We start from the raw sequence: 21,330 nt of genomic DNA, 5'->3' as shown, positions 1-21,330 counted from the left end.
GCGCAGGGCCCCCGGCGGGGGGAAGAAGGTGCAGCGCAGGGCCCCCGGCGGGGGGAAGAAGGTGCAGCGCAGGGCCCCCGGCGGGGGGAAGAAGGTGCAGCGCAGGGCCCCCGGCGGGGGGAAGAAGGTGCAGCGCAGGGCCCCCGGCGGCCGCTTCGCGGCCGGCCCGGCCTTTGGCCGGGTGCGGCGCAGCCGCCCGGGGGCCCGGGCGGGCTTGGGGCGGCAGGGAGTGTAAGGCGGGGGCGGACTGCCCCGCGGGAGCCGCCGGGAACCGCCGGAAGGAGCACCCGCCGAAGACTCGCGGGAACTGCCCGTAGGAGCGGCGAAGCCGAATGAAAGTTTTTTGGCCAAGCCTTTTTTTCAAAAAAGGCGGGAATGAAAGTTTTTGCCGAAGCTTTTTTCAAAAAGCTGGAAGGCGAAGCCGAATGAAAGTTTTTTGGCTAAGCCTTTTTTCCAAAAAAGGCGGAGAGGGAATGGAAGGAGATAAATAACATGAGAAAGATTGGATTTTCCCCAGCGGATATTTTGCTTCCCAAAGGGGTGGATATGAGCCGCTGGAGCGTAGTGGCGTGCGATCAGTATACCTCGGAGCCGGAATATTGGGAACGGGTGGAAAACTATGTAGGGGACGCGCCGTCCACACTGCATATGGTATTGCCGGAGGCCTATTTGGGTTCTCAAAAAGAAGCCCAGCGGATAAAGCAGGCCAATGAGTGGATGGAGCGGTATTTAAACGAAGGTTTATTGGAAACGCTGCCGGAAAGCTACCTTTATGTACAGCGCACGCTGCCCAGCGGCGCTGTGCGTCATGGGCTGATTGGAAAAGTGGATTTGGAGGAATATGACTATACCGCGCACAGTCAGTCGCTGATCCGGGCGACGGAAGGCACCGTATTGGACCGGCTGCCCCCCAGGATCCGGGTGCGGGAACATGCCCGGCTGGAACTGCCGCATATTATGCTTTTGCTGGACGACATGAACCGTACGGTGATTGAACCTTTGGAGGAAGCGGCGGGACAGATGCAGGTGGTATATGATTTTCCTCTGATGGAAAACGGCGGGAAAATAAAAGGCTGGCAGTTAACGCCGGCTTTGGCCCGGCAGGTGGAGCAGGGGCTGGAAACCTTGCTGGCGCAAATGACAGCTTATGGGGATCACCGGCCAGGCGGCCAGGCTCCGCTGCTTTTTGCCGTAGGGGATGGAAATCATTCCCTGGCTACAGCAAAAGCCTGCTTTGAAAAATTAAAAGAAACTATGCCCGCCTCCCAATGGGAAAATCATCCGGCCAGATACGCTTTGGTGGAGCTGGTCAACGTCCATGACCAGGCGCTGGAATTTGAACCGATCCATCGGGTGGTGTTTGGGGTGGATCCTTCCCATGTGTTAAAAGAATTTGAAAAGTATTATGAAATATGTATTGGAGATAACGGGGGACAAAAATTATGGTGTGTCACCCAGCAGGAAGAACGGCCGCTGTATATCAGCAATCCAGCATCTCAGCTGGCGGTCGGCTCGCTGCAGAAATTTTTAGACGACTATTTGAAAAAATACGGCGGAAAAGCGGATTATATCCATGGGGACGAGACGGCCCGCCATTTGGGAAGTCAGCCGGGGAATATCGCCTTTTTGTTTGCGCCTATGGCAAAATCTCAGTTGTTTCCTACAGTAATCGCAGACGGGGCCCTTCCCAGAAAAACATTTTCTATGGGGCATGCCTATGAAAAACGGTATTATTTGGAAAGCCGCAGGATAAGATAAGAGGAAGGAAATCGGCTATGAAAGAAAAAAAGCGGGTTTGTATCGCTGGTTTGGGGCATATTGGAAAAGCTCATTTAGAAGCGCTGCGCCGGCTGGGGCAGACGGAGGTTGTGGGTATTTCCTGCCGGGAAAACGCCCAGCAGCGGGCAGAGGAACTTTTTGTTCCAAATGGCTTTTGTGACTGGCGGGAAATGATAGATACTTTAAAGCCGGACGCGGTGCATGTGTGCACCCCCAATGAAAGCCATTTGGAAATCGGATTGTACGCGCTGGAAAGAAAAATCCATGTCCTTTGTGAAAAACCGCTGGCTGCCAATAAGCGGGACGCGCAGCGGCTGGCAGCCGCCGCGAAAAAAGCGGGAGTGGTTCACGCGGTTTGTTTTCATAACCGGTTTTATCCTACGATCCGTTATCTGCGGCGGTGGATTGCCAGCGGAGAATTGGGAGAAATTATTTCCATTCATGGGGGTTATCTTCAAAATTGGCTGCTGTCTTTGGAGGATTTTAACTGGCGGGTATTGTCCAGCCAGGCGGGAAATACCCGGGTAATGGGAGATATTGGTTCCCATTGGCTGGATTTGGCGGAATTTGTGACAGGACAAAAAATTGAGAACCTTACAGTAAAGAAAAAACAGGTTTATCCTGCGCGTCGGGGACCGGATGGAAAAATTTCTCCGGTGGATACGCAGGATATGGCCAGCGTGTGTTTTTCTTTGACACAAGGCGGATTGGGCTGCGGATTTTTTTCCCAAACATTCGCGGGAGAAAAAAACCGTATTTCTTTAAAAATAGGCGGAACAAAAAAATCCGCTGAATGGGAAAACATTTCCAGCGATCTATTGACCATTGGGGACCGACAGGAAGGGACGCGTCTTTTAGGCAGAGATCCCAGACAGTTAAAACCGGTCCTGACACAAGGGATTTTAACCCCGGGGGACGCTTTGGCGGCCAGCCATGGGGACGCGTTTACCATGATGTTCGCCCAGGTGTATCAGAGGATGGACGATCCCCATGTTCAGGGGGAGTTCGCGGACTTTGACGACGGGGTTCACAGTATGGAGCTGCTCCTGCTGCCGGAAGAATAACCGGCGGGAGAGAAGGTTTTTTGGGAGAAGGAAAGCGGGCGCCGGGAAGCTGCCGGGAAGCAAGGGCCTGGAGGGGGCCCGAGGAACGTGCCCGCCGGGAAGCGAGGGCTGGACCAAGTTCCGGGAGGAACGGCTCGCCGGGGAGACTGTGCGGGGACGGCGGGCCCCCGGACGGCTTCGCCGTTCCCGGCGGGCGGCCGGGCCGGCCGCGAAACGCGGCCGCCGGGGGCCCGAGCGGGCTTCGAGCTGGAGGGCGGCAGGGAGCGTAAGGCGGGGGAGGGCCTGCCCCGCAGGAACTGCCGGGAACCACCGGAAAGAAGGGCCCGAGCCGAGACCCCGCGGGAACCACCCGGAGTCGACCAGGAAGAAGCACCCGCCAAAGCCCCGCGGGAACTGCCCGTAGAGGCGGCGAAGCCGAATGAAAGTTTCTTGGCCAAGCCTTCTTTTCAAAGAAGGCGGAGACGAGGCTTTTTTCAAAAAGCCGGAGCGGGAACCACCGGGAACCGCCCGGGAAGAAGCACCCGCCCGGAACCCCGCGGGAACTGCCCGTAGAGGCGGCGAAGCCGAATGAAAGTTTTTGCCAAGCCTTTTTTTCAAAAAAGGCGGAAAAAAGCCGGGAGGCGGGAATGGGAGGAAAGGAGAAAAAGATGAAAAGACAAGAGCTGATCAAAACGGCGCTGGGGGAAAACCAGCCGGATTTGGTGTTAAAAAATGGAAAGATTATCAATGTATTTACCGGGGAGATCCTTACGGGGGATATTGCGATCAAAGGGAATAAAATCGCGGGGATCGGCAGTTATCAGGCCCGGCGGGAAGTGGATTTGGATGGAATGTTTGTACTGCCCGGACTGATTGACGCTCATCTTCATGTGGAATCGTCTATGGTGACTCCTGGGGTGTACGCTCAGGAGGTTTTGCGGTGGGGCACCACGACCCTTATTACAGATCCCCATGAGATTGCCAATGTATGCGGAGGAGATGGGATCCGTTTTATGCTGGAAGCTTCCAAGGATCTGCCGGTGAATTATTATGTGCAGCTTCCCTCGTGTGTTCCGGCAACCCCTTTTGAACATACGGGAGAAGTGTTTACCAGCGATAAGATGAAACCTTTTCTATCGGACGACCGAGTTACCGGCCTGGCGGAAATGATGAATTATCCTGGGGTATATTCCTGCGATGAACAGGTTATGGAAAAATTAAACCTGTTTGAAGATAAAATTATCGACGGACATGCCCCCGGCGCGGACGGCAGACAGCTTCAGGCATACGCGGCGGCGGGAATACGTACAGACCATGAAAGCACCACCTACCGGGAAGCCAGAAATAAACTTCGGGCAGGAATTTCTGTTTTAGTAAGAGAAGGGTCCGCTTCTAAAAATTTAACGGATATTATTGACGGAGTATTGAAAAATCAGATTGATACCCATTTTATGGCGTTTTGCACAGATGATAAACATTTGGCGGATATTGGAAAAGAAGGAACGATTGCTCATAATATCCGGCTTGCTATTAAGCAAGGGATGCATCCGGTGACCGCAATTCAAATGGCTACTTTGCATCCTGCAAGAATTTACCGGCTGTGGGATCTGGGGGCGGTGGCCGCCGGATACCGGGCGGATCTTGTTGTGGTAAAACATTTGGAAGAAATGGATGTGCAGGCGGTTTATAAAGACGGACAATGTGTATTCGGCGGCGATATTGTTCCGCAAGCGCCCCAGATTACAATTCCCGACGCTATTTCTAATACTGTGCATATCGCTCCGTTTACCCAAAATCCATTTGCGCTGCCGGATTGGAAAACCTTGCCGGTTATTCGGCTGGTGGCGGGACAGATTATTACAGAAAAAGGTGAAATTCCTGCAAGTGAGCTGGAAAATGCCTTTAAGGAAGGCCGGATCTGTAAAGCGGCGGTCATTGAACGGCATCATGCTACGGGAAATATCGGCGTGGGGCTGCTGGAGGGCTATGGCCTTACCCGGGGCGCTATCGCTACTACAGTAGCCCATGACTCCCATAATTTAATTGTTGTGGGAGACAATGATGAAGATATGCTGGCCGCGGTAAAAGAAATCCAGCGTATTCATGGGGGATATGCGATTATCCGGGACGGCAAGGTATTCGACAGCCTGCCGCTGCCAGTGGCGGGGCTGATGAGCGAACTGCCGGCAAAAGAACTGATTTGCCGGCTGGATCATATGATCGCCGCCGCCTATGAATGCGGTGTGAATAAAGGAATAGATCCGTTTATTACGTTATCTTTTATTGCGCTTCCTGTGATCCCTCAGCTTCGGCTGACGGATATGGGCGTGTTTGATGTGGAAAATTTCACGTTCTGCCAGGAAAAGAAACTGCCGTAAGACCGAAAGGATGGTCTGGGGACTTTCAAGGGAGGTTTTTTGGCCTTTTGGGAGCGGTTTTGTCCCTGGAGGGGGCGGGTACGGGCCCCCCGGGGGCCGCTTCGCGGCTGACCCGGCTTTGGGCCGGGGGCGGCGCAGCCGTCCGGGGGGCCCTGGCGGGATTCGGGCTGGAGGGCGGCAGGGAGCGTAAGGCGGGGGGAGGACTGCCCCGCAGAAACTGCCGGGAAACACCCGGAACCGACCAGGAGGAACCGCTCGCCAAAACCCCGCAGAAACCACCGGAAGGAACCGCCGAGCCAAAACTCCCGCGGGAACCACCCGCGGAGGCGGCGAAGCCGAGTGAAAGTTTTTTGGCCAAGCCTTTTTTCCAAAAAAGGCGGGAATGAAAGTTTTTGCCGAGGCTTTTTTCCAAAAAAGGCGGGAAGGCGGAGAGCGCAGGGAAGGAGAAAACCCATTTGATTATTACAGAAAAAGAAAGCGTATGGGAACGGTTGGCCCGAAGCAAAAAACCTATCGTTTTATATGGCATGGGATTAGGCGCTCAAAAAATTATGAGGGCGATGGAGAAGTATCAAATTCCCATCGCCGCTGTTTTTGCCAGCGATGAATTTGTTCGGGGACAATCCTTTTGCGGATATCCAGTAAAAACATTCCAGCAAATAAAGGAACTGTTTTCGGATTTTTTTATTGTCGTTTCGTTTGCCTTCTGGCAGCAGGAATTGATTGATAAAGTAACTGGGTTGTCGGAACAATATGAATTGGTAGCGCCCCATGTTCCAGTGGCGGGAGAGGATTTAGTTACCCTGGACTGGCTGAAACAATGGGAAGTATCCATCCGTGAGGCATATGAACTTATGGGGGATGAACAAAGTCAAAAAGTATTTGCGGCAACGCTTAATTATAAGCTTTCCGGAAAAATTTCCTATATTTTATCTGTAACTACCCCAAAATCCCAAGCATATGAAAGGATTATAAAACCAACACAGGAGGATATCTATTTGGATTTGGGGGCGTATGACGGGGATACCATCCGGGAAGTATTGGCATATGCTCCTTTAAAAAAGATTATCGCTGTGGAACCAGACCCTAAAAACTTTAGAAAGCTATTGGCCTTTACACAGACCCGGCAGGAAGAAATCCTTCCTTTGAATGTAGGAATTTATCAGGAAGATACTCAATTGGCGTTTGCGGCCCGGGCGGGACGTCATTCCAGTTTGTCCCGGGATGGAAGCGGAAAACTAACTGCTATGCGCAGTGTTGACAGTATCCTGGAAGGCGGGCCGGTTACCTTAATTAAAATGGATGTGGAAGGAGAAGAAGGTCCGGCGCTGGCAGGGGCAAAAAATACGATCGCTCGTTATCGGCCCCGTTTGATTGTTTCTGCGTATCACCGCAGTGAAGATACTTTTATCCTGCCTTTGCAGATTGCCAGGCTGTGTCCGGAATATCGAATTTATCTTCGGCAGCATCCGTATATTCCTGCGTGGGAAAATAATATCTACGCATTAGCCCCGGCGAAGGGGTTTTAAAACCCCTTCGCTTCGCAAACTTTTTTGTTCCCCGGGAGGCGGGGCCCCCGGCAGCCGCTTCGCGGCTGACCCGGCCTTTGGGCCGGGGGCGGCGCAGCCGTCCGGGGGCTCGGGCGGGCTTCGGGCTGGAGCGGAGCTGGGAGCATAAGGCGGGGGAGGACTGCCCCGCAGCGGCTGCCGGGAACCGCCCGGAACCGACCAGGAGGAACTGCCCGGAACCCACCGGGAGGAAGCGCCGGGCCAAGCCCCCGCAGGGACCACCCGTAGAGGCGGCGAAGCCGAATGAAAGTTTTTTGGCCAAGCCTTTTTTCAAAAAAAGGCGGGGACGAAGCTTTTTTCAAAAAGCTGGAAGGCGGCGAAGCCGAAGGAAAGTTTTTTGGCTAAGCCTTTTTTCCAAAAAAGGCGGGAGGCGGGAAGGAGAAAAATGAACACCCCATTTTTGTATTCACTGGACAACAAACGATACCATACCTACAATTATTATTTAACCAGCCGGTTTGGTGAAAAAGTTTCCCGGATCAGTTTAAACGGGGGATTTACCTGTCCGAATATTGATGGAACAAAAGGGACAGGAGGCTGTATTTATTGTTCTTCGGCAGGCAGCGGAGAATTTGCCGGAAACAAAAACCGAGAGATTTCCGAGCAGTTTGAAGAGATCAGCCGAAAAATGGGAGAAAAATGGGATACCCCGAAACACATCGCGTATTTTCAAGCGAATACCAATACTTATGCTCCTTTGGAAAAATTAAAGAGGCTTTATACACAGGCTCTGGCTTGTCCGGGGGTCGTGGGGCTGAGTATCGCTACCCGTCCGGATTGTTTGCCGGAAGAGGTATGCGATTATCTTCAGGAACTGTCCCAGCAAACCTATGTAACGGTAGAATTGGGATTGCAGACAATTCATAACGCCACAGGAGAAAAAATTAACCGATGCCATACCTATGAAGAATTTTTAAATGGATATGAAAAACTGCGCCGGCGTAATATTCCTATCGGAGTGCATTTAATCAACGGCCTGCCGGGAGAAACCCCGGAAATGATGGTGGCTTCCGCGAAGGCTGTGGGACAATTACAGCCCCATCTTATAAAAATTCATCTGCTTCATGTGCTGGAAGGCACTAGGCTGGCACAAATGTATCGGGAGGGAAAAGTTCCTCTTTTAAGCTTATCCCAGTATGTCCAGATCGTATGCGATCAGTTGGAATGGCTGCCGCCGGAAACGGTTCTCGGCCGGCTGACGGGGGATGGGGACCCGAAGGCGTTGCTCGGCCCTTTCTGGAGTTTGAAAAAACTGGTGGTTCTCAACGAAATTGACAAGGAGCTGCTTCGGCGGGACAGCTGGCAAGGGAAAAAGCTTTCCAGCTAGAACCCGCCCCTGCCGGGGATTTTTCCGGGACCGCCGCTTCTTTGCAGGCGGGCCTTACCCCCGCGCCCTGGCCGTTGGCGGGCTTACCCCGCTTTCCGGCCCGTCACAGGCAGGCTTTTTGGGCTTTCCCCATCGCCAGCGTTGTCAGCGGTTTTTACCCGCGTTCCGCCCCCGCGACAGCGACAGCGGCGGGGCAAAACGGCGGGGGCGTTTTGCCTTACGGTTTTTCCTTACGTTTTGGTCGTATGGTTTTCTCCTCCCTTAATTTCGCTAAACTTTTCTTTAACGAAATTATCTTTATTCCCCTTCGCCGCCCCTGCGGGCGGTCCTGCGGGGGCTTTGGCCCGACGCTTCCTCCCGGCCGACTCCGGGCGGTCCTGCGGGGGCTTTGGCCCGACGCTTCCTCCCGGCCGACTCCGGGCGGTTCCTGCGAGAGTTTTGCCCTGGCGCTTCCCTCCGGTGATTTCCCGGGAGGTTCCCGCGGGGCTTTGGTTCGGGTGCTTCTTCCTGGGTCGGTTCCGAGCGTTTCCCGGCAGTCGCTGCGGGGCAGGCCCCCCGCCTTACGCTCTCTGCCGCCCTCCAGCCCGAAGCCCGCCCGGGCCCCCGGACGGCTTTGCCGTTCCCGGCGGGCGGCCGGGTCAGCCGCGAAGCGGCCGCCGGGGGCCCGTCGTCCCCGCACATTCTTTCCGGCGAGCGCTCCCCCGGGGGTTCGGTTCGGGGGCTTTTTTCCGGCGGCTTCCCGGCACAAAGGCCCCGGCTCTTTCACCGCCAGCCCCTCAGCCCCGCCAGCCCCGGGCCCTCCTGAAAGCTTCCCCTTCGCCCCCTTCCCCTCCTGAAAAACACACCGGCCCCGGCTCCCAACAAAATCTTGGGAGCCGGGGCCGAAGCTTTTTTTCCTTACAGGGAAGGCAGTATGGTAACCGTGCCGCCCTCCGATTTTGCCGCAATTCCATTGACGTAAGGGGTCCCGTACGCCCCTTCCAGTACAAATTCTCCCGGCAGAACACAGTTCATATAGTAGGACAAGGTATATTCGGAAACGTCCGTATATCCCGCGTTTTCCTTGGCTTCCTCCAAGCTCATCCCGCTGTCCAGCCAGCGCTGGACACGCTCGTCGATCTCAAATTCAGTGTCTCTGTCCAAAAATACATACCCGCTTATCTGCTGGGCGTCGTTTTCCAAATATCCCCAGCAGTTTTCAAACCAAGGCTGTCCGTCGGCGGGAACCGGCAGATACCGCATCCCCGCGGGAACCAGATCCTGGATTACATAACATCCGGAAGGCGCGTCCTCTCCAAAATGCAAAGTCAGATCCACCCGAACCTTTTTCGCCACCTGATAATTGTCTCCCCCCACTGGTGTCAGGGTTTTGGTAATGCTCAGGGCGTCCTGGCCGGCAAGGGTTTGCGGAACATAATCCACATAATGAATACAAGCCATCACTTCCCCGGAAAGCGCCTGGAAGTTGGCGTTTTCAAACTCTTCCCCAGACAATGCGATGGGTTTTACTCCCAGCTCTCCTAAGGTCACTTCCTGGGTTTTTCCCTCCCGTACATAGGAAAACTTGGCTTTCATCTCCCCTTTGGGCGGGGTAAAGTTCTCAAGATAGGCGAGCATTTCCAAATTAACCAGCCCGTCGAAAGCATGCTGTGACCGGCCTTCTCCCTGTTCACACAGATAAAGCATCAGTCCGTCTGCGTCCTCATGGGAAATCAGCGAGGTAAGCATCAGCGCCGCCCCAGTGGTTTCCAGCATCTCTTCCCCGCTGCCCAGGGACATATATTTTAACTGGCCTTCTGTTTTCAGGGAAACCTGGGCCACTTGGGTATAGATATTGTTGGCCCCGGTAAAATCTCCCAGCATCGCCAGCCCCGCTCCTAAATACAGCTTTTGAGCGTCTGAAAGGCCGTCCTTCGCAAGCAGCCGGTTAATATCCAACAACACCGGTTCCCGTACCGCCGCCAGTCCCATATACGTCATAACACGATCGTCCGGCGTCGCCGCTGGATCCCGCTGCATCTGCATCAGATACGACCGGGCGCTGGCGCTGTCTATCAGCTGAGGAGCGGCTGCGAGCATTTTCGCGGTAATGGCCGCCGCCCCGTCTGAGGCCCCTAAGATCCGAACGCCTCCTTCGTCTGTCTGGATATTGTTCAGCCGGTAATCCTTGCTGACTATTTTTTGATCCTCTTCCTCCAGCAGCCGGTTATACAGCACCTGCGCCTGATACGCCGCGGCAGTCACTTCCGTGCGCTCTCCCCGCTGGGAAGAAAGCTTCTGTATTCCCTTCATATAAGGGGCCAGCCGCTGATCGTACACCTGGATGGCGACTGGATAGTTCAGCGTCTGCACCTGGCTGATTTCTTCCAGAGGAATATTTTTAATCACCGGCGCGCTCAAGCCCTGTTCCAGCACAGAAAAAGCACATTCCATTCCATCGCGGGCGTCTCCCAGCGCCGCCTCCACAGACAGCCGGTACTGCCCTGGCTGCCTTTTCCCAAAGGAAAACGCCGCTGGGGAGGAAATTTCTCCCTGCCGGGTGATCTGTTCTATTTCATTTCCGTTCATATCCAGCAGTTTGGCGGTATATTCCACCTGGCCGCCGGTTTTTGGCTGGGCGAGGACTGGCTGGGCGCTAAAGACAATATCATCCCCCGCCAGATAGTTTTCCGTATACAGCACCCGCACAGAAAACGGCAGGGTTGCCGGGACGGATGCGGTGGTGCTGCCCGCCCGCAGATCCTGGGTCACCGCCGCCGCGGTGATCCGCCAGGAAGTAATTTGGTCTTTTAGTACTAGTTCTATAGTGCTAATCCCACTCTCGTCAATACTCACAGGAGCGAAATAAGCTGTATCCGCGAAGTCTTTGCGCAGTTCTCCGCCGCCGCCTCCCATACCGCCGGTTTCCGGCTGGGCGGCCTGCAGATTATACTGAGTATAGGACACATTTTGTACAATCTCCGGGTAGAAAACCCCTTTGTACAGCTGGTTTGCCAGGTCCAGCTCCTGGGGAGCCAAAGCGAATACCGCTTCGTCCACCACGCCGATACACGCCTGGGCCGCCACTGGATTTCCCTGTAAATCGCTGGCGGTGACAGTGACTTTCGCCGTTTCCCCCGGCTGATAGCTTTCTTTATCCAATTGGACTTTTAGTACTAGTTCTTTGGTGCTAAAATCAAACTGTCGGTCGATTTTGGGGAGCCGGTACACATGCCGGCCGTCAAAATACGCCCCCGCAATCGTCACATTGGGAATATATTCCTCATCAAAGGTCAGTTCCTGCTCTGGGCCAGTGTAAAATCCGGTTTCCAAAATATTTTTCTGGAGCAGGGAATACAGCACTTTCCCTTGGTTTGGCACCGGCACGCCGTTGTCATACAGTCCCAGAGTAAATTTTTCTCCCGCTTTTTTCGGCAGGGGATTTCGTTCTTCGCTGTAGCCATAATCCCCGTGATTGGTTACCGGAACAAAGGAATAGCTGTGCAGGGCGGTATTCCGGTAATCATACCGGCCGGTATAATAAAGGCTTTCCCTCACCATTTCTCCCGCCTTGCCGTCGGTGGCCGCCGCAATCCAGTAATAGGTGTCCGCTGTGTTTTCATAAGGCAGGTTTTTCAGTTCCAGTATTCCGTTTTGGGTGGTGCGCTGGATAACGTCCGCGATGGTTTCCACCCGCTGGGCCCGATACCGTTTGATGGTCTTTTTGTTCACCGGGTCATAATAGCTGCCGATCTCAATCTGCTGATACTGGACTTTGGAAACAATCACAGTAACCGGCACATCCACCGGCGCGCCCGAAACGGTGTCATAGATGGTTTTTCCTTCCTCCAGGGCATAAAAATCCTTGGGAAGCTTGGAGGTATCCAACTCATTGGTATATACCGTCAGCTGGGAGGGATCCTCGCTTTCCAGCTTCATGGCCACTTTGGAATAGAGAACCGGCACCTGGATGCTTTTGTAAAAGTACACATCCTCCGGATCCCCGTTCCCTAAGGAGGCGTACTCCCGGGAAGGAGCCCAGGACGGCGCGTACCGCAGGTTTTCCGGGTCCATCGGGTCCCAGCCGTCCTCCCGGCGGTCATTCCCCCGCCGCAGGGTCAAAACCCCTTTCCCCTGGCCGTCCAGGGTGACGCTGGGAACCGCGGGCTCCTGGAGCGGTTCCTCCTGGGCCGGTTCCTCCTGGGCCTGCTGCTGGGTCTGCCCGTCCGCCGGTTCGTCCGTGCCGGGGTTTTGTTTCTCCGACGGGTCGGTCTGGGCCTGCTCCTCGGTCAGGGGGGCTTTTTCCTCCCCGTCCGCCGGTTCGTCCGTGCCGGGGTTTTGTTTCTCCGACGGGTCGGTCTGGGCCTGCTCCTCGGTCAGGGGGGCTTTTTCCTCCCCGGCAAGGGTCCAGCCGCCGTTTATTTCCACGCGGATGCCCGCCGCGGGAGTGCCGTCGAAATAATCCGCGGAAATATGAAAGTCAATGGGGTCGTTTGCGTAATAATAAGGCTTTTCATGGTCCACAGAGATAACGTAAGAGGGCTTGGTATAGTTTTGAATATTCATCCCCTTGGAGTAATAGGTATTGCTTCCGGCGTCATACCAGCCGTCTTTGTCCTTTTGGGGGAAACTGCCGTCGGTCAGTTCCAGGGAATACCAGCTGCTGCGCAGGCCGGAAATTTTCAGTTCTCCCTGGAAGGTTCCGTCCTTTTCTACCGGCACCCGCACCTTGTACGCCGGGTTCTCACTGGACCCGATCAGGGCGGTAATGCTGGAAGGCAGGGGGAAGATATCCTTTCGGGGTTTGACTACCCCCCAAAAGGCGATGGTATCGTCCGGCTGATAAATTTCCCGGTCGGTATACACCGCCGTATAATATTTTTCCGTCAGCGGCTGTTTTCTTGCAGAGGACAGCTGAACCTTATCCACCCAGCCAGCGGCGCTTTCTCCGGGAAGCTGGATGGACAAATATCCCTCTTCCATCTCCCCGCTGATCAAACGGACCGTTCCGTCCCCTAAGCTCTGCCCCTGCAGGCTGGCTTTTCCATCCAGACTTTCAAGACGGATCTTGGCGTCTGGCACCGGCTGTCCGGTCAGAGGATCGTTGATCCACAAGAGGGTTTCTCCGTTGGCGCTTTGGGTATATACCGACAGGTTTTGAATTTGGATCAGTTTTTGAACAAACTGTTCCCGGCCGTTTCCGGCGTCGCCGGAAATAGTGGCCACATAATATCCCTGGGCCATATTTTCCGGCAGGACCGCATATAAACTACTCCAGTAGCTGTCCCCCTGCCCCAGCAAGCGGGCGTCAAATTCCGCCGCCGCCGGCAGGTTCTCGGTTTCTACCAGATAATCTTTGATCTCTCCATACCGGTTGTTGGCGTATTCGGTATAGCTGCGCAGTTCCTGTTCATATTCCTTCACCGAAGGAAATTGATGCAGGGTAATATGGAAATTGGCGTCTAAAATATCCTCATATCCGCAGCGCAGTTCTACCGCCAGCGGGTCCCCTGTCAAAAAGCTTTCGCTGAACGGGCCGTTTAACCGCAGACGCTGATATTCTTCTTTGCCGGAGCTTCTGCTTTGGGTGGTGAACGAGAAAATATAATCCTCTTTCAGCTCCATCCCATTGGGGGCTTTCAGTCCCGCTTTCACCCTCACCCGATACGCGGTATTTTCCTCCAACGCCTGGGCGGGCTGAAAAATACAGGTGTATTCCGCTGTTTGAAACTCCCCGTCCACAGGGGGTAAAATTTCAAAATATTCCCCTAATTCCACCCCGGCGGCATTAAAGGTAATTTCAATTCCGCTGTCCGGGTCCACATAAGAAGCTCCCCCATAAGGGTAACAATCGCTTACAAGCAGATCGCTTTTGGTCTGGAAAGCAAACGACTGTACCGCTTTTTCCTCCTGTCCCATCAGCTGGAAGGTATATACTGTATTTTCCGCCAAAGGCTGGGCAGGGGTCAGGGTCCATGTTTTTCCCGCCCCGGTAAGTTCATATTCCACCAAAGGCGAAATTTGCAGCATTTGGCGCAGCTGCTGCTGGGATACCCGGTAGCCGCTGGTAATTTCAAAAGCGCTTTCCGGCAAAACGCCTGTTTCCTCCTGAGAAAGAGGGGTGATGTGAATAGAGGCGGGCAGTTGGTCTCCTGTAGGCCGGCTGTGCAGATAGAAAAGCACGCCGCCGGCAAGGATCGCCGCCGCGAAGATCAGTAGTAAGATAGAGAATGATTTCTTTTTCATTTTTCCTCCTTCTTCCCTGTTTGGTTTAAAAAGGGAAACACAAGCTCATTTTTTTAAAACGGGCAGTTTGCCTCACTCTGGTTATATAGTTGCCTTTCTTCGGCAATTTACTGCGTTTTTTCCTGTTTTTCGGGGTTTTTCGGGGGATTTCGCCCTTTTTTTACCGGAGAGTTTGTCAAAAAAAACAAAAGTTTGTCAAAAAAAGGGGTATATTGTTATTATACTATCTTTTCACAAATTTGTCACTTTTCTTAAAAAGGGAAAAGCCGGAGGATCTCACCTTCGGCTTTTGCTTTTTATGGTCATTTTTGGGGGCTTTCCCCCGGCGGGAGGGTTGGCTGAGCCCGGCGGGTTTTTTGGCCGGGGTTACCCGTTCCACCGCCCGCCCCCAGAAGGGATATTTCCACCCATCCCCGGGCGCTGCTGAGGCAGATTTTCCGGACGGCTTCTCGTTTCATATATAGTGGCGAATTTTAAGCTGTAAATATCGCAGATAGTAACATTCCCTGTATCCGGGTCCTCCAGACTGATAAAGTTGTTTCCCACCACATAGATAATCCCGGATTTTACGACCAAATTACTGGTCCCGATTAAAAATTCACAGGTGACATAATAGCCGACCGCTTCCTGCAAAGCATGAGAAAAAGATTCCCGATAAAATTCATTCATATTTTCCGGCTGGGAACTGCCGGTAGCTGTATTCATTGTTTCCTGCGGCATAAAAAAACTATTCTCCTTTCAGGTATCAGCATACGCTGATGTGGGATTATAAAAGCAATGATCTCCAATCCGTGTTACAAAATAGCCGATACTGCTTGGGAAATTCGCTCGGCAGTTGGGAGAAAAAGGATTATAAAACCATAGCGCTTCCCCTAAATTCATCAGCCGGTTTCCGGCAGTCGCCCAATCCGCAATATCAAAATGGATCTGCTCCGGGGACATATTATAGATGTTCTGCGGATTATAACGTCCCCGCTCGGTTTCAGATGCACATACAAACTGCCCCGGCTGCAGGATAATTTTTCGGATACTTCCCTGACCTACCCGGGCATATTCTCCATACGGCACCACTACCCGGTTCATAACCACACTGGCTACCGCTTTCATTCCGTTGTCCCCTTCTCCTCCGGCTTCACATTGGATCAGCCGGGCGAAAAGTTCTCTGTCCGTCATCCGTTTTCATCCCTCCTCCCTTCCTACTTATTTATATGAACCCCTTTTTCTCCCTATTACTTTTCATAAAAAAAGCCCCCAGGGAATAATAATGTTCCCTGGGGGTATTTTTCCTTCCGCCTTCTTTGAAAAGAAGGCTTGGCCAAGAAACTTTCACTCGGCTGCGCCGCCCTCCGCGGGTGGTTCCCGCGGGGTTTTGGCCCGGCGGCTCCTCCCGGTGGGTTCCCTCTCCGCCTTCTTTGAAAAGAAGGCTTGGCCAAGAAATTTTCACTCGGCTGCGCCGCCCTCCGCGGGTGGTTCCCGCGGGGTTTTGGCCCGGCGGCTCCTCCCGGTGGGTTCCCTCTCCGGCTTTTTGAAAAAAGCCTCGTCTCCGGCTTCTTTGAAAAGAAGGCTTGGCCAAGAAACTTTCACTCGGCTGCGCCGCCTCTACGGGCAGTTTCCCCGGAGGTTTGGCGGGTGCTTCTTTCCGAGCGATTCCCGCGGAGGTTCGGCGGGCCCTCCTTCCGGTAGGTTCCGAGCGGCCCCCGGCAGTTTCTGCGGGGCGGGTCCTCCCCCGCCTTACGCTTCCCGCCGCCCTCCAGCCCAAATCCCGCCCCGCGCCCGGGCCCCCGGCGGCCGTGTTTCGCGGCCGGCCCGGCCGCCCTCCGGGAACGGCGAAGCCGTCCGGGGGCCCTTCGTCCCCGCACATTCCTCCCGGCGGGCGGGTCCTCCCCGGTTCCTCCCCGCCGCCCTCCGGTTCTGATCCCGTCCTCCACCGCAAAAAAAAATCGGAGCAAGCGATCTATCGCTTACTCCGACGTGGTGGAGACAGAGGGGCTCGAACCCACGACCTTACGGATGTGAACCGTACGCTCTAACCAGCTGAGCTACGCCTCCTTATTTTTCCCCCTGCCGCAAAGGGGAACCATATGCTTTTTCTCTAGGAAAACACACGGCAAACGCCCCGGCAAAAGCGAGGCGTTTGTCCCCGGCGCCGCTGACGCGGTATGGAGCAGGCAACGGGAATCGAACCCGCGTCGTATGCTTGGGAAGCACAAGTGTTACCATTACACCATGCCTGCTTATCCAGTTTTTCTACGCTTAGATATTATACCTCCCTCAAGAAAAATTGTCAACTCACACCCGGCTTTTTTTCCATGAAAGAAACCTGTCCCTTTCAAAAATACACCCCCGGCGTGGAGAGACGCCGGGGGCGCGAATCATTTTTTTAAAGAAACCCGAAGTTTACTTTTAGATTAGAATCTGCCAGTGCCCGGATTTTCTTTTTCAGGAACAGGAGTACCATCTACCAGAGCGGTTTCTTCTACTGCTTTTTCACAGATAACATATACGCCCAGGGTACGGGTTCTGGTCAGGAAACCATCGATGTCGTTGCCGTCTTCGTCGGTTTCTACATACTCAAATTTGCTGGTTACGTCAACAAATTCGTTGTCTTTTACTTCGTAGATAGCTACGTCGGCAGGATCTACGTCATCGCCGAACTCTGCTGGCATATACAGATAGAAGCTTGCACGGCTGGTGCAGGGAATTTCTACCGGAGCCGCACGGAAAGCGCGTACTACTGCGTCAGTGCCTTCGAAGTTTTTGTTGTTGATGCTGTCGCCGATGGCCAGTTCCCAAGAAGTGGTCATTCTCGGATAGAAAGCGTCCGGATCATCGTTGGCGGAGAACTCCAGCTTAGCGATGGTGTTGTTGTTGTCTTCCCATTCCAGGCTGTTGTCTTCGTTCTTTTCTGCTTTCGCATAGTAACCGGAAGCGCCCACAGTAGCGGTATCGTCCAGTCTCATTTCGCCGTTTTCAACATAGAAAACAACGTCGCCGGTCAATTTCGCGCCTTTTTTGATCGCGTAGCCAGTTTTACCTTCAATGTTTTCTTTGGTGGTGAAGGTGTACTTCAGCTCTACTTTGGTTTCTTCGTCGGTCAAATCTTCGTTAAGTTTGATTTCGATGTAGTAAGCACGGCCAGTACCAGTACCTTCCGCGGTAGCTACTTTTTCTTCTACCCATTTAACGGATTTAACTGCTTTGCCGCCTTCTTCAAATTTCTTGGAGAAGCGAACCAAGTCTCCGTCGGACAGGATATCAGCCAATTTCGCGGTAACGCCGGTTCCGGTAAGCGCGCTGTCATCCGCCGCTACAAAGCTAGCGGTAATTTGGGATACCGGGATGTACAGGGTGATATCGGAAGTCGCATTCTGGGTGCCGCTGGCTAAAACGTCATCCTGGGTGCCTTTTACATACAGTTTACCAGTCGTCAGATCGCCTTCTACAGCTAATTTGTCATTGGTAATGGCAGAGATATCATCCATGGTATCGCCGTCAGCTGCGAACGCTACTACGCCCAAAGAAAGAACCATAACTGCGGCAAGAACAACCGCGAGTAACTTTTTCATGGGAATTTCCTCCTCATAATTTGAAATTTCATCATCTTTGAAAACCAAGGTAGGCCTCTCCAACTTCTACCTTAATTTATTCATAATTATACCATCTTTCTTTCACTTGTCAATAACTTTTGAAACTTTTTTGTAATCATTTTGTAACTTCTTTTGGTGATTTTACACATTGTAATATTTTGGAAATTTCTGGAAATTAACTTTTCTTCCAAAAATTTCCATTTCTCCCCCTTTCCCCTTTATTCATTCCTTTGTATATAAAAACAAGCCGGCAAAAGGGAAACACCCTTCGCCGGCCTTTTTCTTTTTTACGCGGGGATCTCTGTAGTGACCTCGCCGTCTATGAAATATAATAAAATCGTATTCCCGAAAATTTCTCCTCCCTGGGGCAGCACATACTCCCCGTTTCCGCAGATATTTTCCAATGCGGTAAAGGTAAAATCAAACTCAATCGCCGCTTCCTGCTCTATGTCCCTTCCAAGGCTTACTTTAATATACCACCCCGGCAGGCCCTCCGGCCCCTGGCTGACTATAGAAATATCTTCTGTCAGGTACTCCCCTAAGATAATATCCGCTTGAAATTCCATCAAGCTCTCATCCCGCAAAATCTTTGCCAATACCCAAGGACTGAACAGTTCCGTCCCTGGATACACCAGTCTCCCCTGCTCATCCGATCCATTGGCCGCCGGCAAATTGTCCTCCAAACTGGAAATGGGCACATAAACCGCCCCGTCTGTATACACCGCTTTCTCCGGCTGGGCAAATTCCCGGCCTAAAAAAATGCTGTCAATTTCAATATCCTCCCGGGGAATTTTTTCAATCGTTTCCCCCGGCGCTGCCGCCGCGCCTACCGATAGTCCCAGCAGCAAAACTGCGGCCATCACCGCCGCTAACACTCTTTTCATTTTTCTGCGCTCTCCTTTCCGCCTTCTTCCGCCTTCTTTGAAAAGAAGGCTTGGCCAAGAAACTTCCATTCGGCTTCGCCGCTTCTACGGGCGGTTTCTGCGGGGTTCCGGCGGGCCCTCCTCCCGGTAACTTTCCAGTCGGCTCCCCTCCGGCTTTTTGAAAAAAGCCTCGGCAAAAACTTCCACTCGGCTGCGCCGCTTCTACGGGCGGCTTCTGCAGGGTTCCGGCGGGTGCTTCTTCCTGGTCGCTTCCCCGGCGGACTCCCGGTTCCGGGCAGTTCCCCCTTGCCGCCGCCAAGTCTTTGGTTTTAAAAAAACTCTTTCTGATAATTATATCTCCTTTTAAAATCCCCGTCAATTCTCCCCGCCAATCTTCCACACTTCTCCCCTTTTTGTTGCTCATTCAACGGAAAAAGGCGAGCCGTGGAGAGACGGCTCGCCTTTTTCAGGTTTCTTTAAAAAAATGATTAAAACTAATTAAACCGCTAATAAGGAAGGATCCCTATTAATGGATTAATCCAGAAAAATTACCGGCCAGTGCCCGGATTTTCTTTTTCAGGAACAGGAGTACCGTCTACCAGAGCGGTTTCTTCTACTGCTTTTTCACAGATAACATATACGCCCAGGGTACGGGTTCTGGTCAGGAAACCGTCAACGTCGTTGCCGTCTTCGTCGGTTTCTACATACTCAAATTTGCTGGTTACGTCAACAAATTCGTTGTCTTTTACTTCGTAGATAGCTACGTCGGCAGGATCTACATCATCGCCGAACTCTGCTGGCATATACAGATAGAAGCTTGCACGGCTGGTGCAAGGAATTTCTACCGGAGCCGCACGGAAAGCGCGTACTACTGCGTCAGTGCCTTCAAAGTTTTTGTTGTTGATGGTGTCGCCGATAGCCAGTTCCCAAGAAGTGGTCATTCTCGGATAGAATGCATCCGGATCATCGTTGGCGGAGAACTCCAACTTAGCGATGGTGTTGTTGTTGTCTTCCCATTCCAAGCTGTTGTCTTCGTTCTTTTCTGCTTTGGCATATACGCCGGAAGTACCTACGGTAGCGGTATCGTCCAGTCTCATTTCGCCGTTTTCAACGTAGAACACCAGGGTAGCGGTGGCTTTGGTGCCTTTTTCAATCGCTGAACTATTTGCGAGATTCATGCTGACATTCTTTCTGAAGTTGAACCTTAATTCTACTTCTACTTTGGTTTCTTCGTCGGTCAGGTCTTCTTTTAACGCGATTTCGATAGCGTCGGTACGAACGCCATTAATTTTGTATTCGTCGCGTTTAATGGAAGCAACCGCTTTGCCGCCTTCTTCATATTTTTTGGAGAAGGTAGTGATGTCGCTGTCCGCCAAAGCCGCCTGAATTACAGCAGCGGTGCCCGCAGACACAGCGCCCCCGTTTTCAAGGGTTATCGTATCAAAGGCGGTCATGGGGATATAGAAGGTGTTGTCGGACGCAATATTTGAGGTAGCGTTTAAAGCTTGAGTAATACCGTCATCATAAACAACGTCCGCCTCCGTAATTTCCATATCAAGTGAAGGCGTATAACTAGCAACGCCAGTCATGTCGTCCAGCACATCGCCTTTAGCGGCAAAAGACACTACGCCCAGGGAAAGAACCATAACTGCGGCAAGAACAACCGCGAGTAACTTTTTCATGGGACTTTCCTCCTCATAATTTGAAATTTCATCATCTTAATTAAAAAAACTAGCTCTCCTCTAATTTCCTTAATTTACCATATTATACCTAATATTCCCAGCCCTGTCAATGGGGTTTGTGATGTTTTTGATACGGTTTTGTAACCACTTTGTAATTATTACCCCACATTTTACACACTGTAATATTCTACCGATTTTCTCCCCTGCCCCGGCCCCCTCTTTTAGTGAAACTGCGCAAAAAATCCCCGGCAGTGAGAACACCGCCAGGGATACACGACCGCCGGAGGATGCGCGGGGGGCCCCCGGCGGCCGCGAAGCGGCCGGCCCGGCCAAAGGCCGGGAACGGCGAAGCCGTCCGGGGGCCCGGGCGGGGGCGGGATACGGGCTGGAGCGGGGCGGGGAGCGTAAGGCGGGGGACGGCCTGCCCCGCAGAAACTGCCGGGCGCCGGCCGGGGAGCTGCCGGAAGGAGAGCCCCGTCGGAACCTTGCGGAAACCGACCAGAAAGAAGTTCCCGCCAAGCCTCCGCGGAAACCACCGGGAACCGCCCGGGAAAAAGCACCCGCCCGGAACCCCCGCAGGAACCACCCGTAGAGGCGGCGCAGCCGAATGAAGGTTTTTGCCGAGACTTTTTTCAAAAAGCTGGAAGGGGAACCAGCGGGAACCGCCCGGGAGGAACCGCCCGGGAAGGAGGGCCCCGCCGAACCCCCGCAGGAACCACCCGCAGAGGCGGCGAAGCCGAATGAAAGTTTTTGCCGAAGCTTTTTTCAAAAAGCTGGAAGGGGAACCAGCGGGAACCGCCCGTAGAGGCGGCGAAGCCGAGTGGAAGTTTTTGCCGAAGCTTTTTTCAAAAAGCTGGAAGGCGGCGCAGCCGAATGAA

The 21,330-nt window shown here is 53.2% G+C and carries 12 protein-coding genes and 2 tRNA genes; 6 read left to right on the top strand and 8 right to left on the bottom strand.

From position 1 onward, the window contains the following. Positions 1 to 332 precede the first annotated feature (332 nt). The 6 genes from H8705_RS12885 to H8705_RS12860 all read left to right on the top strand — a co-directional run bounded on the left by H8705_RS12885 (position 333) and on the right by H8705_RS12860 (position 8,095). Positions 333 to 491: a hypothetical protein gene (locus tag H8705_RS12885; RefSeq protein WP_262396198.1), complete on the top strand. Its 159-nt coding sequence runs from the start codon at positions 333 to 335 to the stop codon at positions 489 to 491. Between the two features lies 1 nt (position 492). Further along, positions 493 to 1,758, top strand: a complete 1,266-nt coding sequence (locus H8705_RS12880) for a DUF1015 domain-containing protein (RefSeq protein WP_262396197.1) — start codon at positions 493 to 495, stop codon at positions 1,756 to 1,758. Positions 1,759 to 1,775: 17 nt separating this feature from the next. After that, on the top strand, positions 1,776 to 2,843 hold the full coding sequence (locus H8705_RS12875) for a Gfo/Idh/MocA family protein (protein WP_262396196.1): 1,068 nt from the start codon (positions 1,776 to 1,778) through the stop codon (positions 2,841 to 2,843). A gap of 647 nt (positions 2,844 to 3,490) precedes the next feature. After that, on the top strand, positions 3,491 to 5,200 hold the full coding sequence (ade, locus tag H8705_RS12870; protein WP_262396195.1) for an adenine deaminase: 1,710 nt from the start codon (positions 3,491 to 3,493) through the stop codon (positions 5,198 to 5,200). Positions 5,201 to 5,655: 455 nt separating this feature from the next. Further along, a complete protein-coding gene (locus H8705_RS12865) occupies positions 5,656 to 6,729 on the top strand; it encodes an FkbM family methyltransferase (protein WP_262396194.1) in 1,074 nt (357 codons plus the stop codon). 424 nt (positions 6,730 to 7,153) lie between these two features. After that, entirely contained in the window at positions 7,154 to 8,095 is a 942-nt protein-coding gene (locus tag H8705_RS12860) for a TIGR01212 family radical SAM protein (protein ID WP_262396193.1), read from the top strand. 897 nt (positions 8,096 to 8,992) lie between these two features. Here H8705_RS12860 and H8705_RS12855 read toward each other — a convergent pair. From H8705_RS12855 to H8705_RS12820, 8 genes are all read right to left on the bottom strand, one after another. Further along, on the bottom strand, positions 8,993 to 14,320 hold the full coding sequence (locus tag H8705_RS12855; protein ID WP_262396192.1) for an Ig-like domain-containing alpha-2-macroglobulin family protein: 5,328 nt from the start codon (positions 14,318 to 14,320) through the stop codon (positions 8,993 to 8,995). A 366-nt stretch (positions 14,321 to 14,686) separates the two neighbouring features. Continuing rightward, a complete protein-coding gene (locus tag H8705_RS12850; protein WP_262396191.1) occupies positions 14,687 to 15,040 on the bottom strand; it encodes a hypothetical protein in 354 nt (117 codons plus the stop codon). An 18-nt stretch (positions 15,041 to 15,058) separates the two neighbouring features. Beyond that, the gene (locus tag H8705_RS12845; protein ID WP_262396190.1) at positions 15,059 to 15,493 is read right to left on the bottom strand and encodes a cell wall hydrolase; all 435 of its coding nucleotides are present in this window, start codon (positions 15,491 to 15,493) and stop codon (positions 15,059 to 15,061) included. Between the two features lie 799 nt (positions 15,494 to 16,292). Then, positions 16,293 to 16,369 (bottom strand) — tRNA-Val (locus tag H8705_RS12840). 111 nt (positions 16,370 to 16,480) lie between these two features. Further along, positions 16,481 to 16,554: transfer RNA gene (locus H8705_RS12835), tRNA-Gly, on the bottom strand. Positions 16,555 to 16,728: 174 nt separating this feature from the next. Further along, complete coding sequence (locus tag H8705_RS12830) at positions 16,729 to 17,886, bottom strand: hypothetical protein (RefSeq protein WP_262396189.1); 1,158 nt, start codon at positions 17,884 to 17,886, stop codon at positions 16,729 to 16,731. 308 nt (positions 17,887 to 18,194) lie between these two features. Further along, positions 18,195 to 18,791 (bottom strand): hypothetical protein, encoded by a 597-nt coding sequence (locus H8705_RS12825; RefSeq protein ID WP_262396188.1) that lies wholly within the window; start codon positions 18,789 to 18,791, stop codon positions 18,195 to 18,197. A gap of 527 nt (positions 18,792 to 19,318) precedes the next feature. Beyond that, positions 19,319 to 20,452, bottom strand: a complete 1,134-nt coding sequence (locus tag H8705_RS12820) for a hypothetical protein (protein ID WP_262396187.1) — start codon at positions 20,450 to 20,452, stop codon at positions 19,319 to 19,321. Between the last annotated feature and the right edge of the window lie 878 nt (positions 20,453 to 21,330).

Source organism: Youxingia wuxianensis, from assembly GCF_014385085.1.
GTDB lineage: Bacteria > Bacillota > Clostridia > Oscillospirales > Ruminococcaceae > Youxingia > Youxingia wuxianensis.
This window is presented reverse-complemented; position numbering and strand designations above follow the sequence as displayed.

Excerpts from the sequence above, each read along its gene's own strand:
- H8705_RS12860 (WP_262396193.1), top strand. The coding sequence starts at position 7,154 with ATGAACACCCCATTTTTGTATTCACTGGACAACAAACGATACCATACC.
- H8705_RS12885 (WP_262396198.1), top strand. The coding sequence starts at position 333 with ATGAAAGTTTTTTGGCCAAGCCTTTTTTTCAAAAAAGGCGGGAATGAA.
- H8705_RS12830 (WP_262396189.1), bottom strand. The coding sequence starts at position 17,886 with ATGAAAAAGTTACTCGCGGTTGTTCTTGCCGCAGTTATGGTTCTTTCT.
- H8705_RS12845 (WP_262396190.1), bottom strand. The coding sequence starts at position 15,493 with ATGACGGACAGAGAACTTTTCGCCCGGCTGATCCAATGTGAAGCCGGA.
- ade (WP_262396195.1), top strand. The coding sequence starts at position 3,491 with ATGAAAAGACAAGAGCTGATCAAAACGGCGCTGGGGGAAAACCAGCCG.
- H8705_RS12820 (WP_262396187.1), bottom strand. The coding sequence starts at position 20,452 with ATGAAAAAGTTACTCGCGGTTGTTCTTGCCGCAGTTATGGTTCTTTCC.
- H8705_RS12880 (WP_262396197.1), top strand. The coding sequence starts at position 493 with ATGAGAAAGATTGGATTTTCCCCAGCGGATATTTTGCTTCCCAAAGGG.
- H8705_RS12850 (WP_262396191.1), bottom strand. The coding sequence starts at position 15,040 with ATGCCGCAGGAAACAATGAATACAGCTACCGGCAGTTCCCAGCCGGAA.
- H8705_RS12855 (WP_262396192.1), bottom strand. The coding sequence starts at position 14,320 with ATGAAAAAGAAATCATTCTCTATCTTACTACTGATCTTCGCGGCGGCG.
- H8705_RS12875 (WP_262396196.1), top strand. The coding sequence starts at position 1,776 with ATGAAAGAAAAAAAGCGGGTTTGTATCGCTGGTTTGGGGCATATTGGA.
- H8705_RS12825 (WP_262396188.1), bottom strand. The coding sequence starts at position 18,791 with ATGAAAAGAGTGTTAGCGGCGGTGATGGCCGCAGTTTTGCTGCTGGGA.